A 13,020-nucleotide genomic window follows, 5' to 3' on the forward strand; every position below is an offset into this window, starting at 1 on the left:
TCTTCTTTTTACCTAATCTGCAGTCCTCTTTTTGCTCGTCTTTTCGCCAGGAGAAGTCGGTTATGTCAGCAGCCAACAAACCCAAAATCACCCTCTGGGAGTTCTTCCAGAGCCTGGGCAAAACCTTCATGTTGCCCGTCGCCTTGCTCTCTTTCTGCGGCATCATGCTGGGGATCGGCAGCTCGCTGAGCAGCCGCGACGTGATCACCCTGATGCCGTTTATCGGCCACCCGATCTTCCAGCTGATCTTTACCTGGATGAGCAAGGTAGGCTCCTTCGCCTTCAGCTTCCTGCCGGTGATGTTCGCCATCGCCATTCCGCTGGGCATGGCGCGCGAGAACAAGGGCGTCGCCGCCTTCTCCGGCTTCGTCGGCTTCGCCGTGCTGAATCTGGGCACCAATTTCTACCTGACCGCCGCCGGCGTGCTGCCCACCAGCGATCCGCTGGTACTGAAAGCCAACAATATCCAGAACATCCTCGGCATTCAGTCGATCGATACCGGCATCCTCGGCGCGGTGATCGTCGGCATCATCGTCTATCGCCTGCATGAACGCTTCCACACCATCCGCCTGCCGGACGCGCTGGCGTTCTTCGGCGGCACGCGCTTCGTGCCGATCGTCACCACCGTGGTGCTGGGCCTGTGCGGCCTGGTGATCCCGCTGATCTGGCCGTGGTTCGCCGCCGGCATCACCGGGCTGGGTTGGGTGATCAACAGCGCCGGCGCCTTTGGCCCGATGCTGTTCGGCACCGGCGAACGCCTGCTGCTGCCGTTCGGCCTGCAGCACATTCTGGTGGCGCTGATCCGCTTTACCGAGGCGGGCGGCACCATGGAAGTGTGCGGCCACAGCGTCAGCGGCGCCCTGACCATCTTCCAGGCGCAGCTTTCCTGCCCAACCACCACCGGCTTCGCCGAAAGCGCCACTCGCTTCCTGTCGCAGGGTAAAATGCCGGCGTTCCTCGGCGGGCTGCCGGGCGCGGCGCTGGCGATGTATCACTGCGCCAAACCGGAGAACCGTCATAAAATCAAAGGGCTGCTGATTTCCGGCGTGGTGGCCTGCGTGGTCGGCGGCACCACCGAGCCGATCGAGTTCCTGTTCCTGTTCGTCGCTCCGTTCCTCTACCTGATCCACGCGCTGCTCACCGGGTTGGGCTTTACCGTGATGGCGCTGTTGGGCGTGACCATCGGCAATACCGACGGCAATATCATCGACTTCGTGGTGTTCGGCATTCTGCACGGCACCGCCACCAAGTGGTATCTGGTGCCGGTGGTGGCCGCCGTCTGGTTCGTCGGCTATTACGCCATTTTCCGCTTCGCCATCCAGCGCTTTAACATCAAAACGCCGGGCCGCGAGAGCGACGGCGCCGTTAGCCAAAGCGCGCCGGCCGGCGCGGTGGGCAAATCCGGCTACAACGTGCCGGCGATTTTGGCGGCGCTCGGCGGTCCGGACAACATTATCACGCTGGACAACTGCATCACCCGCCTGCGCCTGTCGGTCAACGACATGAGCCGGGTGGACGACGCGGCGCTGAAGGCCAACCGCGCCATCGGCGTGGTGCATCTCAACGACCATAATCTGCAGGTGGTGATCGGCCCGCAGGTGCAATCGGTGAAGGATGAATTAGACTCACTGATAGCCACGGCGCAACCTGCCGCGGCGCTGCAGGGAGCCACCCATGTTTGATTTCTCCACCCCGATCGACCGCCACGGCACCTGGTGCACCCAGTGGGACTATATCGCCGATCGTTTCGGCAGCGACGACCTGCTGCCGTTCACCATCTCCGATATGGATTTCGCCACCGCGCCGTGCATTCTCGACGCATTGCAGCAGCGCCTGCAGCACGGCGTGCTGGGCTACAGCCGCTGGCAGCACGAGGATTTTCTCGGCGCGCTGCGCCACTGGTATCAGCAACGTTTCAACGTCGGCATCGACACCGCGACGGCGGTGTACGGCCCTTCCGTTATCTACATGGCGGCGCAACTGATCCGCCAATGGTCGGTGCCGGGCGATTACGTGGTGACCCATACTCCGGCCTACGACGCCTTCTACAAGGTGATCCTCGCCAACCAGCGCCAGCTGTTGGCCTGCCCGCTGCAAAAAGCCGGCGACGACTGGCGCTGCGATATGGCTCACCTTGAGGCGTTGCTGGCGCGGCCGCAGACCAAGATCCTGCTGCTGTGCAGCCCGCATAACCCCACCGGCAAAGTGTGGCGCCGCGACGAGCTGCAGCAGATGGCCGAACTGTGCGAGCGCCACGACGTGCGCGTCATCAGCGATGAGATCCACATGGACATGGTGTGGGGGGAACACCGCCATACGCCGTGGAGCCAGGTGGCGAGCGGCGCCTGGGCCCTGCTGACCTCAGGTTCCAAGAGTTTCAACATTCCGGCACTGACCGGCGCCTATGGCTTCATCAGCGACGCCGCCAGCCGCGAAGCCTACTTCCAGCAGCTCAAAGCCCGCGACGGCCTCTCTTCGCCGGCGGTGCTGGCGGTGGCCGCGCACGTGGCCGCCTATCGCCACGGCGAACCCTGGCTGGACGCCCTGCGCGACTACCTGCAGGATAATCTGACCTACGTCGCCGAGCGGCTGGAGCAGGCTTTTCCCGCGCTGGGCTGGCGTCCGCCGCAGGCCACCTACCTGGCCTGGATCGATCTGCGGCCGCTGGCCGTAGACGATCGGGCGCTGCAGCAGGTGCTGATCGAGCGCGAAAAGGTGGCGATCATGCCAGGCTTTACCTACGGCGAGGAAGGCCGCGGGTTCCTGCGCCTCAACGTCGGCTGCCCGCGCAGCAAGCTGGAGGCCGGCATGGACAAGCTGATCGCCGGATTGCGGTTGGTGCTGAGCGACCAATAGCGCGAGGGGGCGAGCCTCTGCCCGCCCCTTCGTTACCCCTGAACAGGCGGGATCTCCTCCAGGCGGCGATAGACCGTCAGACCCCACTCGTTGGCCAACCGCACGTCGTTATCGGCCCCCGCAGACGCCCCTTCGATGCGATACACCGCCTGACACTGCGCAATCAGTCGGTGAGCCACCGGGTAAAGAAACGCCTCGCTCACCGCATCGCCAACCTGAGTGGAACCCGCCGCCGCCGCCAAAGGCAGCGCCAGCCATTCGCCGATCACCGGCACGTGCCCCCGCTGGTAAACCGCCAGCGCTGCCTGTTCCAGGCGCGCCAGATTGGCGGCGATACGCTGCGGATCGCCATCGGTGCCGCTGCGGTAGGGGCCGGCGATCAGGATTTGTTGCGCTTTCATCGTTCTTCCTCCAACGTCCGATTCAAGGCGACAAACTGCAGCAGCATGATGGTTTTGGCGTCAACGATCGTGCCCTGGCGAACCGCCTGCAGGGCCTGCGCCAGCGGCAGCTCGAGCACCTCCAGATCTTCCCCCTCCGCCACCACCCCGCCGCCCTCGTTGAGGCGATCGCTCGCCTGATATTCGCCGACGAAAAAGTGCAGCTTCTCGGTGACCGAGCCGGGGCTCATGTAGGCTTCGAACACCTTCTCCACGTTCTGCACGAAATAGCCGGTTTCCTCTTCCGCTTCGGCGCGGATACGCGCCTCCGGCGATGCGTTGTCCAGCAACCCGGCGGCGGCCTCAATCAACATGCCGTCATGGCCGTTGACGAAGACCGGAAAGCGGAACTGGCGTGTCAGGACCACCGTTTGCGCCTGCCGGTTGAACAGCAAAATCACCGCGCCGTCGCCGCGATCATAGGTCTCACGGCTCTGTCGCTGCCAAACGCCGTCGCGCCGCAGAAAATCAAAGGTGGTTTTTTTCAGCAGGTACCAGTCATCGGACAACACCCGGGTTTCGACAATGCGAACCCTGTCTTTGGTGGCTATCATCGGTTTACTCCGCCATAGGAAGGAAATTGATACTATCGTGCAGTTTCGTGTATGATCAAGGTATTTCGTGCAAAGCAATTTTGAGAGGAAAATGGCCATGTTGACCAGCCAGCGCAAGAAGATCATCCTGGAAAAACTGGCCCAGGACGGCCAGGTGTTGGCCAAGCAGCTCAGCGAAATGTTTGGGTTGTCGGAAGACACTGTCCGGCGCGATCTGCGCGAACTGGACGCCGAGGGGTTGCTGCAACGGGTACATGGCGGCGCCCTGCCGGTTTCCTCTGCCATTGCCAGCTTCGCCGAGCGCAATCAGTTGGAATCCGGCGCCAAACGCGCGATCGCCAAAGCGGCGGCGGCGATGATCGCCCCTGGCCAGGTAGTGATTATCGATGGTGGCACCACCTCTGCAGAACTGGTCCGGCAGCTGCCGCCCAATCTGAACGCCACTATCGTCACCCACAGCCCCAGCGTCGCCGTGGGCTTGGTCGATCACCCCACGGTGGAGGTGATCCTGATCGGCGGCCGGCTGTACAAGCATTCGATCGTCAGCGTTGGCGCCGCCGCGGTGGAAGCGATGTCGCATATTCGCGCCGATATCTATTTTATGGGCGTAACCGGCGTGCACCCCACCGCGGGGCTGAGCACCGGCGATCTGGAAGAGGCCTACATCAAGCGGGCGCTGGCGGCCCGCGCGGCGGAAACCGTGGTGCTGGCCTCCGCCGCCAAGCTTAACGCCGCCTCGCAGTATGCGATCGGCGATATTACGCTGGCGCATACCATCATCGTTGAACGCGCCACCGACGACGCATTGATCGCGCCGTTGCAGCAGGCGGGCGTCAGCGTGTTGAAAGCCTGATTCACGACGATAATGCGATAGATCTCGCATTATTTGTGATTCAAGTCACTTTTTTATGCAACGAGATGGCAAGTTTCATTCATTTGTTTTTATACTGTTCTGCACTTTACCTACGATAAATTAGCGAGTGCCCAGCATGATCGATCCCCGCCTACCGCTTACCGACATTCACCGCCATCTCGACGGCAACATCCGCGCGCAGACCATTCTCGACCTCGGTCGCCAATTCAATCTCGCCCTGCCGGCCAACGATTTGGAGAGCCTGCGCCCGCACGTGCAGATCACCCACGCCGAACCGGATCTGGTCAGCTTCCTGCAGAAACTGGACTGGGGCGTGGCGGTGCTGGGCGATCTGGACGCCTGCCGCCGTGTGGCCTACGAAAACGTCGAAGACGCCGCCAACGCCGGCCTGCACTACGCCGAGCTGCGTTTCTCCCCTTACTACATGGCGATGAAGCACCAGCTGCCGGTCGCCGGCGTGGTGGAAGCGGTGATCGACGGGATCCGTTCGGGCTGCCGCGATCGCGACATCGACATTCGCCTGATCGGCATCATGAGCCGCACCTTTGGCGAGGCCGCCTGTCTGCAGGAATTGGAAGGGTTGCTGGCGCACCGCGACGGCATTACCGCGCTGGATTTGGCGGGCGATGAGCTGGGCTTCCCCGGCAGCCTGTTCCTCAACCACTTCAACCGCGCGCGCGACGCCGGCCTGCGCATCACCGTGCATGCGGGCGAAGCCGCCGGCCCGGAAAGTATCTGGCAGGCGATCCGCGAGCTGGGCGCCGAGCGTATCGGTCACGGGGTGAAAGCGGTCGAAGATCCGGCGCTGATGGACTTCCTGGCGGAACACGGCATCGGCATCGAGTCCTGCCTGACCTCCAACATCCAGACCAGCACCGTGCCTTCGCTGGCACAGCATCCGCTGGCCACCTTCCTGCGCCACGGCGTGCTGGCATCGATCAACACCGACGATCCGGCGGTTCAGGGCATCGAGATCGAGCACGAATACCGCGTCGCCGCGCCGCAGGCCGGGCTGACGCCGCAGGAAATCCGCACCGCGCAGGAAAACGGCCTGAAGCTGGCCTTCCTCAGCGAGCAGGAAAAACAGGCGCTGCGCGCCAAAGTGCAAGGTTAAATTCCCCCAAGGCGCCACACGGCGCCTTCTTCTCATCCCCCGTTTTCTTCCGCCTGCTCGTCTTTATCGCTGTTTTCACCCATAACTCTGCCGCACGAGAGGAATTTCTTATGTCTGACAAACTACGCCGCATCGTGCTGACCGGCGGCCCGGGTTCGGGCAAAAGCACGCTCATCGAGGTTCTTCATCGCCGTGGCTACCCGCATTCGCAGGAGGCGGGCCGGGCGATTATTCAGGAGCAGGTGAGTATTGGCGGCAATGCGCTGCCGTGGGGCGATCGCCAGGCTTTCGCCGAGCGGATGCTGGATTGGGAGCTGCGCTCATGGCGGGAAGCGACGGGCGCAACATGCTGGTTCTTCGATCGCGGCCTGCCGGATATCGCCGGTTACCTGACGCTGTGCGGGTTGCCGATCCCCGCCCCCTTAACCGCGGCGATCGGCGCTTTTCGCTATGCCGATACGGTGTTCATCGCCCCACCGTGGCGAGCGATCTACGCGCAGGACAGCGAGAGAAAACAATCTTTCGCCGAAGCCGAGCAGACCTATCGAGCGATGCTGGCCGTCTACCGCCGATCGGGTTATCGGCTGCAGGAACTGCCGCGCGCCTCGCCCGACGAGCGCGCCGACTTTCTGCTCGACGCGCTGGGCTGCCGTTAGCGGCCTGCGGTCTATTTGGCCGCCAGCGCCTCCGCCTCGGCCCGTTGTTTGGCGGTTTTACGCGCATAGCGCTGCGCCAGCACCGCGCACACCATCAGCTGCACCTGGTGGAAAATCATCAGCGGCAGCACCATGGCGCCCACCGCCGCGGCCGGGAACAGCACGTTGGCCATCGGGATGCCGTTCGCCAGGCTTTTTTTCGAGCCGCAGAAGACGATAGTGATCTCATCGGCGGTATTGAAGCCCAGCCAGCGCGCCGCGTAGGTGTTGATCACCAACACCACCGTCAGCAGCACCAGCGACATCACCAGGATGGTCAGCAGCGACCAGCCGTCGATGCGATGCCAAATCCCTTCCACCACCGCCGCGCTGAACGCGGTATACACCACCAGCAGGATCGACGAGCGGTCGGTCAGGTTGATCAGCTTACGATGGCGATCGACCCACTTGCCGATCAGCGGCCGCGCCAGATGGCCAACCACGAACGGCACCATCAGCTGCAGAATGATTGAACCGATGGCGTGCAGCACGTCGGTATTGCCGCCCTGGGTATGCATCAACGCGCCCACCAGCAGCGGCGACAGGAACACGCCGAGAATGCTCGACGCCGAGGCGCTGCAGATCGCCGCCGCCACGTTGCCGCCCGCCGCCGAGGTAAAGGCGATGGCCGATTGCACCGTGGCCGGCAGCGCGCACAGATAGAGGAAGCCTAGATAGACCGTCGGCGTCATGATGCCCGGCACCAGCAGATTCATCGCCAGCCCAAGCAGCGGGAACAGCGCAAAGGTGCTGAGGAACACCAGCAGATGCAGCTTCCAGTGGCTCATGCCGGCGACGATCGCCTCGCGCGACAGCTTGGCGCCGTGCATAAAGAACAGCAGCGCGATGGCGGCGGTGGTCAGGTGTTCAAAGAAGGTTTTCCAGATGCCTTCGCAAGGGAACAGCGAGGCGACGATCACCACCAAAATCAGAACCAGCAAAAATTTATCAATGCGCAAACGCTGCAACCAGGACATGAAACGGATTTCCTTGCACGTAAAGTCGTAAAAAGGCCCGACGTTGCGCCGGGCCACAGAGAAATGGACGGGCTCAGACCACCGGCAGCGCCTGCTGCAGCCGGGCCGATTCCAGCCCCAGTTCGATCAATGCCATCACCGTGATGGCGTCGGCGGCCGGCACCGGGTTTTCGCCGATGCCGGCGATCGCGTCGCGCACCGCGGCGTAATAGGCCGGGTAGTTGCCGGGAATGTTGAGCAGCGGCTGCTCCGCCAGCAGATCGCCACGTGACAGCGTCACCACGCCGTCGCGCATGTCATAGCCCCAATCGGCCTGCGGCAGGCGCTCACCGGCCTTCAGCCGGTCTTCCTGCAGGTCCAGGCCGTATTTGATATAGCTGCCGCGGGTGCCGTGCACCACGTAACGCGGGCTCTCCGCCGCCGCCAGCATGCTGGCGTGCAGCACCACGCGGCGATTGCCATAGCTCAGCAAGGCGTGGAAATAGTCCACCGCCTGCGCCCCCGGCCGCAATTCCCCCAGATCGACGAACAGCCGCTCGGGCTTGCCGAAGAGTTGCAGCGCCTGATCGAGCAAGTGCGGCGCCAAATCGTACCAGATACCGCTGCCGACGCCGTCCTGTTCACGCCAGCGCTGGCGCACCTGCGGCCGGTAGCGATCGAAATGCGACTCGAAATACACCACCTCGCCCAGCGCGCCCTCATTCAGCAGCGCTTTCAAGGTAAGGAAGTCGCTGTCCCAGCGGCGGTTGTGAAATACCGACAGCAGCAAGCCGCTCTGCTGCGCCTGCTGTTGCAGCGCCTGCGCTTGTGACAATGTCACGGTAAACGGTTTATCCACCACCACGTGCTTGCCGGCGGCCAGCGCCTGCTGCGCCAGCGGGAAGTGGGTGTCGTTGGGAGTGGGAATCACGATCAGATCGAGGGTGGGATCGGCGAACAGCGCCTGCGCATCGCCCACCACCGCCATCGACGGCCAGTCGGCGTGCACTTTGCCGGCATCGCTGCTGGAGACGGTAGCCAGCTCCAGCCCCGGCGTACCGGCGATCAGCGGCGCATGAAAGGTTTTGCCGGCGTAGCCGTAACCGACCAGCCCGACACGAATTTTCTCAGCCATGGGATTTCCTCTTGCAGGCTCACGACAGACCTTTCGATTTGACACCATGCGGCCGGATGGAACAAGAAGTAAATGAGATGTTAATTTGAAGCGGGCTTAATACGGCGTCGAGTAGCCAAACGTGCTGCCACCCGCCGCGATGTCGAGCTATCCGGTTGATTGAGATGACGAAGCCGGTATTACCCGCTAAGCTATGCCGCCTGTGATCCCCGTTTCAATCAGGAAGCCTTTATGTCTCAAGCTGAATACTCTCGTATCGGCGGTTGGTTGCTGGCCCCGATGGCCTATCTGATCGTCACCCTGCTCAGCGCCAGCCTGATGCTGCTCCTGTACGCCATGGCGATCTTTATGCCCGAATCGCGCGACTATCTGCTGACCAACGCCCAGGCGTTTACCCTGCAATGGTACTTTTCGGTGCTGACCACGCTCTTGATGTGGTGCTTCACCCTGTGGCTGCTGTGGCTGTTTTGCCAGCGCTCGCAGCGCTTCCCCAAGCTGTTCTTGCTGTGGCTGCTGATCACGGTGCTCCTGGCGGTGAAAGCCTTCGCCTTCGCGCCGGTGCCGGATGAAGTGGCAGTGCGCAGCCTCGGCTGGCCGCTGCTGATGGCGGCGCTGCTGGTGCCTTACATCAAGCGCTCGCAGCGGGTCAAAGGCACCTTTACCGAACGTTAAGGGCGGTTGCAGCACGTTTTATCGGGTGTTTTGTGTAAATTTTCGCCAAAAAAGGCAATACCCCTGCGATTCATATGTTGTCGTCCGGCCGCCGATTCCCGATAATAGGCGGCTTTTATTTTTTTAGGCATCGCAATGACCGAATACCTGCTCCTGTTTGTCGGCACCGTACTGGTGAACAACTTCGTTCTGGTGAAGTTTCTTGGCCTGTGCCCGTTCCTCGGCGTTTCCAAGAAGCTGGAAAGCGCCATCGGCATGGGAATGGCCACCACCTTCGTCATGACGCTGGCCTCCGTCAGCGCCTGGGTGATCAACACCTTTATTCTGGTTCCGCTGGATCTGGTGTATCTGCGCACGCTCTCCTTCATTCTGGTGATCGCCGTCGTCGTGCAGTTCACCGAGATGGTGGTGCGCAAGACCAGCCCGGCGCTCTACCGCCTGCTGGGCATCTTCCTGCCGCTGATCACCACCAACTGCGCGGTGCTTGGCGTAGCGTTGCTTAACGTTAACCTCGGCTATAACTTCCTGCAGTCCGCCGTGTACGGCTTCAGCGCCGCCGCCGGTTTCTCGCTGGTCATGGTGCTGTTTGCCGCCATTCGCGAACGTCTGGCGGTCGCCGACGTGCCGGCGCCGTTCCGCGGCTCCTCGATCGCACTGATCACCGCCGGGCTGATGTCGCTGGCCTTTATGGGCTTTACCGGGCTGGTGAAATTCTAATGACTGCGTTGTGGATAGCTATCGCGGCTTTAAGCGCGCTCGGGCTGCTGTTCGGACTGGTGCTGGGCTACGCCGCGCGCCGTTTTGAGGTGGAGGAGGATCCGGTCGCCGAGCAGGTCGACGCGATCCTGCCGCAGAGCCAGTGCGGCCAGTGCGGCTACCCCGGTTGCCGCCCCTACGCCGAGGCGGTGGCCAACGGCGAGATGATCAACAAATGCGCGCCGGGTGGCGAACAGGTGATGTTGAAACTGGCGGAGCTGCTCAACGTCGAGCCGCAGCCGCTGGGCAGCGAAGCCGCCGCCGAGCCGGAGCGTAAAGTGGCCTATATCGACGAGGCCAACTGCATCGGCTGCACCAAGTGCATTCAGGCCTGCCCGGTGGACGCCATCGTCGGCGCCACCCGCGCCATGCACACCGTCATCACCGACCTCTGCACCGGCTGCGACCTGTGCGTCGCCCCTTGCCCTACCGACTGTATTGAAATGAGACCGGTCGCCACCACCACCGCCAACTGGAAGTGGGACATGAAGACGATCCCGGTGCAAGTGATCCACGTGGAGCAACATGCTTAATCTGTTCGCCGCCTTTAAAAAAGACCGGATCTGGGATTTCAACGGCGGGATCCATCCGCCGGAAATGAAAACGCAGTCCAGCGGTGCGCCGCTGCGTGTCGCTCCCCTGCCCAAGACCTTTATCATTCCGCTGCAACAGCATCTGGGGCCTGAAGGCGAGCTGTGCGTCAATGCCGGCGATCGGGTGTTGAAAGGCCAGCCGCTGACCGTCGGCCGCGGCCGCACCGTGCCGGTTCACGCCCCGACCTCGGGCACCGTCAGCGCCATCACGCCGCACATCACCGCGCACCCTTCCGGGCTGACGGAGCTGTGCGTGATTATCGAGGCGGACGGCGAAGACCGCTGGTGCGAGCGCGATCCGGTGGCTGACTACCGCCAAGCGCCCGCCGCGGATCTGATTCAACGTATTCATCAGGCCGGCATCGCCGGTCTGGGCGGCGCCGGTTTCCCAACCGCTAGCAAGCTGCAGGGCGGCATGAGCGGCGTGGAAACGCTGATCCTCAACGCCGCCGAGTGCGAACCTTACATCACCGCCGACGATCGCCTGATGCAGGAACATGCCGATCAGATCGTTGAAGGCACGCAGATCCTGCAACATATTCTGCAACCCAAGGTCACGCTGATCGGCATCGAAGACAACAAACCGGAGGCGATCGCGGCGCTGAAGCAGGCGTTACGCGGCCAGTCCGGCATTGCGCTGCGCGTTATCCCCACCAAATACCCGTCCGGCGGCGCCAAACAGCTGACCAAGATCCTGACCGGCAAGGAAGTGCCGCACGGCAAGCACTCCTCTGCCATCGGCGTATTGATGCAAAACGTCGGCACCGCCTTCGCCATCAAGCGAGCGATCGTCGACGGTGAACCGCTGATTGAGCGCGTAGTGACCCTGACCGGCGACGCGATCGAGCGCCCGGGCAACCTGTGGGCGCGCATCGGCACGCCGGTGCAGCACCTGCTTGACTTCGCCGGTTTCCGCCCGCAGGCGCAGCAGATGGTGGTCATGGGCGGCCCGCTGATGGGCTTCACCCTGCCTGCGCTGAACGTGCCGATCGTTAAGATCAGCAACTGCATTCTGGCGCCGACGGTCGATGAAATGACACCGCAGGAGCCGGAGCAGTCCTGCATCCGCTGCGGCCTGTGTGTAGACGCTTGCCCTGCCGGGCTGCTGCCGCAGCAGCTGTACTGGTTCAGCCGTGGGCAGGAGCACGACAAGGCGCGCAACCATAACCTGTTCGACTGCATTGAATGCGGCGCCTGCGCGTTCGTCTGCCCCAGCAACATCCCGCTGGTGCAGTACTACCGTCAGGAAAAGGCCGAGATCAAGGCTATCGATCTGGAAGCGGCGCGCGCCGCCGAGGCCAAGGCGCGTTACGAAGCCAAGCTGGCCCGCCTGGAGCGCGAGAAGCTGGCGCGCGAAGAGCGGCACAAAAAAGCCGCCGTCAAACTGACCGACGACGATCAGGGTGCGGTGCAGGCCGCGTTGGCGCGCGTGCGCAGCAAAAATGCCGAAGCGGCGGTCACGCCGGTCGACGGCCAGCAGCCGGATAACAGCGAAATGATCGCCGCCCGCGAAGCGCGTAAAGCGCAGGCGCGTGAACGCCGCGCCCAGTTGGCGGCCGAGGCGGAAAAAGAGGCGCCACCGGCGGCCTCCGGCGACGACGCGCGCAAAGCCGCCGTGGCCGCGGCGCTGGCCCGCGTGAAAGCGCGCAAGGAAGCGCCGGCCGCAGACAGCACTGCTCCGGCGGCAACAGAGGACGATCCGCGTAAAGCGGCGGTCGCTGCCGCCCTGGCGCGCGTCAAAGCCAAAAAGGCAGAGCAGCAGGCAGATACCCCAGCCGCAGCGGAACCGGCTCCGGCAAGCGCCGAAGAAGATCCGCGCAAGGCGGCGGTTGCTGCCGCTCTGGCGCGTGTCAAAGCCAAGAAAGCGGCGCAGCAGGCAGATGCCCCTGCACCGGCGGAAACGGCGCCGGCAGCCGCCGAGGAAGATCCGCGCAAGGCGGCGGTCGCGGCGGCTATCGCCCGAGCCAAAGCCAAGAAAGCGGCGCAGCAGGCGGACGCCCCTGCAGCGGCGGAAACGGCGCCGGCAACCGCCGAGGAAGATCCGCGCAAGGCGGCGGTCGCGGCGGCTATCGCCCGAGCCAAAGCCAAGAAAGCGGCGCAGCAGACGGATGCCCCTGCAGCGGCGGAAACGGCGGCGGCAGCCACCGAGGAAGATCCGCGCAAGGCCGCGGTCGCGGCGGCACTGGCGCGTGTCAAAGCCAAGAAAGCGGCTCAGCAGGCGGATGCCCCTGCAGCGGCGGAAACGGCGGCGGCAGTCACCGAGGAAGATCCGCGCAAGGCGGCGGTCGCGGCGGCTATCGCCCGCGCCAAAGCCAAAAAAGCCGCCAGGGAATCGCTGGCGGCGGAAACGGAAGACAAATGATGACAGCGGCGCC

13 protein-coding genes are annotated in these 13,020 nt (G+C 63.4%); 9 read left to right on the forward strand and 4 right to left on the reverse strand.

Features of this window, described 5'->3' with window-relative positions:
- Positions 1-62: 62 nt before the first annotated feature.
- Positions 63-1,682 carry a maltose/glucose-specific PTS transporter subunit IIBC gene (gene malX / locus ACSBQQ_RS06975; protein ID WP_043147401.1) on the forward strand — a complete coding sequence of 540 codons (1,620 nt, stop codon included), beginning with the start codon at positions 63-65 and terminating at the stop codon, positions 1,680-1,682.
- Positions 1,675-2,856, forward strand: a complete 1,182-nt coding sequence (locus ACSBQQ_RS06980; RefSeq protein WP_043147400.1) for a MalY/PatB family protein — start codon at positions 1,675-1,677, stop codon at positions 2,854-2,856. The genes malX and ACSBQQ_RS06980 overlap by 8 nt, the downstream gene beginning before the upstream one ends.
- A 32-nt stretch (positions 2,857-2,888) precedes the next feature.
- On the opposite strand, the gene ACSBQQ_RS06985 is transcribed toward ACSBQQ_RS06980, so the two are convergent.
- On the reverse strand, positions 2,889-3,257 hold the full coding sequence (locus ACSBQQ_RS06985) for a hypothetical protein (RefSeq protein WP_033638420.1): 369 nt from the start codon (positions 3,255-3,257) through the stop codon (positions 2,889-2,891).
- A complete protein-coding gene (locus ACSBQQ_RS06990) occupies positions 3,254-3,850 on the reverse strand; it encodes an NUDIX domain-containing protein (protein ID WP_043147399.1) in 597 nt (198 codons plus the stop codon). Before ACSBQQ_RS06990 ends, ACSBQQ_RS06985 begins: the two co-directional genes overlap by 4 nt.
- Before the next feature lie 97 nt (positions 3,851-3,947).
- Here ACSBQQ_RS06990 and ACSBQQ_RS06995 point away from each other — a divergent pair, with 97 nt between their 5' ends.
- The 3 genes from ACSBQQ_RS06995 (at position 3,948) to ACSBQQ_RS07005 (ending at position 6,494) form a co-directional block, all read left to right on the forward strand.
- Positions 3,948-4,703 (forward strand): DeoR/GlpR family DNA-binding transcription regulator, encoded by a 756-nt coding sequence (locus tag ACSBQQ_RS06995; RefSeq protein WP_033654756.1) that lies wholly within the window; start codon positions 3,948-3,950, stop codon positions 4,701-4,703.
- A 136-nt stretch (positions 4,704-4,839) separates the two neighbouring features.
- Positions 4,840-5,838, forward strand: a complete 999-nt coding sequence (add, locus tag ACSBQQ_RS07000) for an adenosine deaminase (protein ID WP_033638417.1) — start codon at positions 4,840-4,842, stop codon at positions 5,836-5,838.
- Positions 5,839-5,948: 110 nt separating this feature from the next.
- Complete coding sequence (locus ACSBQQ_RS07005) at positions 5,949-6,494, forward strand: AAA family ATPase (protein WP_043147398.1); 546 nt, start codon at positions 5,949-5,951, stop codon at positions 6,492-6,494.
- 11 nt (positions 6,495-6,505) lie between these two features.
- On the opposite strand, the gene ACSBQQ_RS07010 is transcribed toward ACSBQQ_RS07005, so the two are convergent.
- Together ACSBQQ_RS07010 and ACSBQQ_RS07015 are read right to left on the reverse strand one after the other, a co-directional pair.
- Positions 6,506-7,510 (reverse strand): bile acid:sodium symporter family protein, encoded by a 1,005-nt coding sequence (locus ACSBQQ_RS07010; RefSeq protein ID WP_033648207.1) that lies wholly within the window; start codon positions 7,508-7,510, stop codon positions 6,506-6,508.
- A gap of 73 nt (positions 7,511-7,583) precedes the next feature.
- Positions 7,584-8,624 carry an oxidoreductase gene (locus ACSBQQ_RS07015; RefSeq protein ID WP_060428174.1) on the reverse strand — a complete coding sequence of 347 codons (1,041 nt, stop codon included), beginning with the start codon at positions 8,622-8,624 and terminating at the stop codon, positions 7,584-7,586.
- 231 nt (positions 8,625-8,855) lie between these two features.
- On the opposite strand from ACSBQQ_RS07015, the gene ACSBQQ_RS07020 reads away from it, so the two are divergent.
- From ACSBQQ_RS07020 to rsxC, 4 genes are all read left to right on the forward strand, one after another.
- Entirely contained in the window at positions 8,856-9,296 is a 441-nt protein-coding gene (locus ACSBQQ_RS07020; protein ID WP_019455945.1) for a DUF2569 domain-containing protein, read from the forward strand.
- Positions 9,297-9,431: 135 nt separating this feature from the next.
- The gene (gene rsxA, locus ACSBQQ_RS07025; protein WP_004938443.1) at positions 9,432-10,013 is read left to right on the forward strand and encodes an electron transport complex subunit RsxA; all 582 of its coding nucleotides are present in this window, start codon (positions 9,432-9,434) and stop codon (positions 10,011-10,013) included.
- Positions 10,013-10,585 carry an electron transport complex subunit RsxB gene (gene rsxB, locus ACSBQQ_RS07030; RefSeq protein WP_004938428.1) on the forward strand — a complete coding sequence of 191 codons (573 nt, stop codon included), beginning with the start codon at positions 10,013-10,015 and terminating at the stop codon, positions 10,583-10,585. Before rsxA ends, rsxB begins: the two co-directional genes overlap by 1 nt.
- Positions 10,578-13,007, forward strand: a complete 2,430-nt coding sequence (gene rsxC, locus ACSBQQ_RS07035) for an electron transport complex subunit RsxC (protein WP_060428175.1) — start codon at positions 10,578-10,580, stop codon at positions 13,005-13,007. Before rsxB ends, rsxC begins: the two co-directional genes overlap by 8 nt.
- Positions 13,008-13,020 lie beyond the last annotated feature (13 nt).

It is taken from the genome of Serratia sp. G204Y (assembly GCF_051172435.1).
Classification (GTDB): domain Bacteria; phylum Pseudomonadota; class Gammaproteobacteria; order Enterobacterales; family Enterobacteriaceae; genus Serratia; species Serratia sarumanii.

Excerpts from the sequence above, each read along its gene's own strand:
- malX (WP_043147401.1), top strand. The coding sequence starts at position 63 with ATGTCAGCAGCCAACAAACCCAAAATCACCCTCTGGGAGTTCTTCCAG.
- ACSBQQ_RS06980 (WP_043147400.1), top strand. The coding sequence starts at position 1,675 with ATGTTTGATTTCTCCACCCCGATCGACCGCCACGGCACCTGGTGCACC.
- ACSBQQ_RS06985 (WP_033638420.1), bottom strand. The coding sequence starts at position 3,257 with ATGAAAGCGCAACAAATCCTGATCGCCGGCCCCTACCGCAGCGGCACC.
- ACSBQQ_RS06990 (WP_043147399.1), bottom strand. The coding sequence starts at position 3,850 with ATGATAGCCACCAAAGACAGGGTTCGCATTGTCGAAACCCGGGTGTTG.
- ACSBQQ_RS06995 (WP_033654756.1), top strand. The coding sequence starts at position 3,948 with ATGTTGACCAGCCAGCGCAAGAAGATCATCCTGGAAAAACTGGCCCAG.
- add (WP_033638417.1), top strand. The coding sequence starts at position 4,840 with ATGATCGATCCCCGCCTACCGCTTACCGACATTCACCGCCATCTCGAC.
- ACSBQQ_RS07005 (WP_043147398.1), top strand. The coding sequence starts at position 5,949 with ATGTCTGACAAACTACGCCGCATCGTGCTGACCGGCGGCCCGGGTTCG.
- ACSBQQ_RS07010 (WP_033648207.1), bottom strand. The coding sequence starts at position 7,510 with ATGTCCTGGTTGCAGCGTTTGCGCATTGATAAATTTTTGCTGGTTCTG.
- ACSBQQ_RS07015 (WP_060428174.1), bottom strand. The coding sequence starts at position 8,624 with ATGGCTGAGAAAATTCGTGTCGGGCTGGTCGGTTACGGCTACGCCGGC.
- ACSBQQ_RS07020 (WP_019455945.1), top strand. The coding sequence starts at position 8,856 with ATGTCTCAAGCTGAATACTCTCGTATCGGCGGTTGGTTGCTGGCCCCG.
- rsxA (WP_004938443.1), top strand. The coding sequence starts at position 9,432 with ATGACCGAATACCTGCTCCTGTTTGTCGGCACCGTACTGGTGAACAAC.
- rsxB (WP_004938428.1), top strand. The coding sequence starts at position 10,013 with ATGACTGCGTTGTGGATAGCTATCGCGGCTTTAAGCGCGCTCGGGCTG.
- rsxC (WP_060428175.1), top strand. The coding sequence starts at position 10,578 with ATGCTTAATCTGTTCGCCGCCTTTAAAAAAGACCGGATCTGGGATTTC.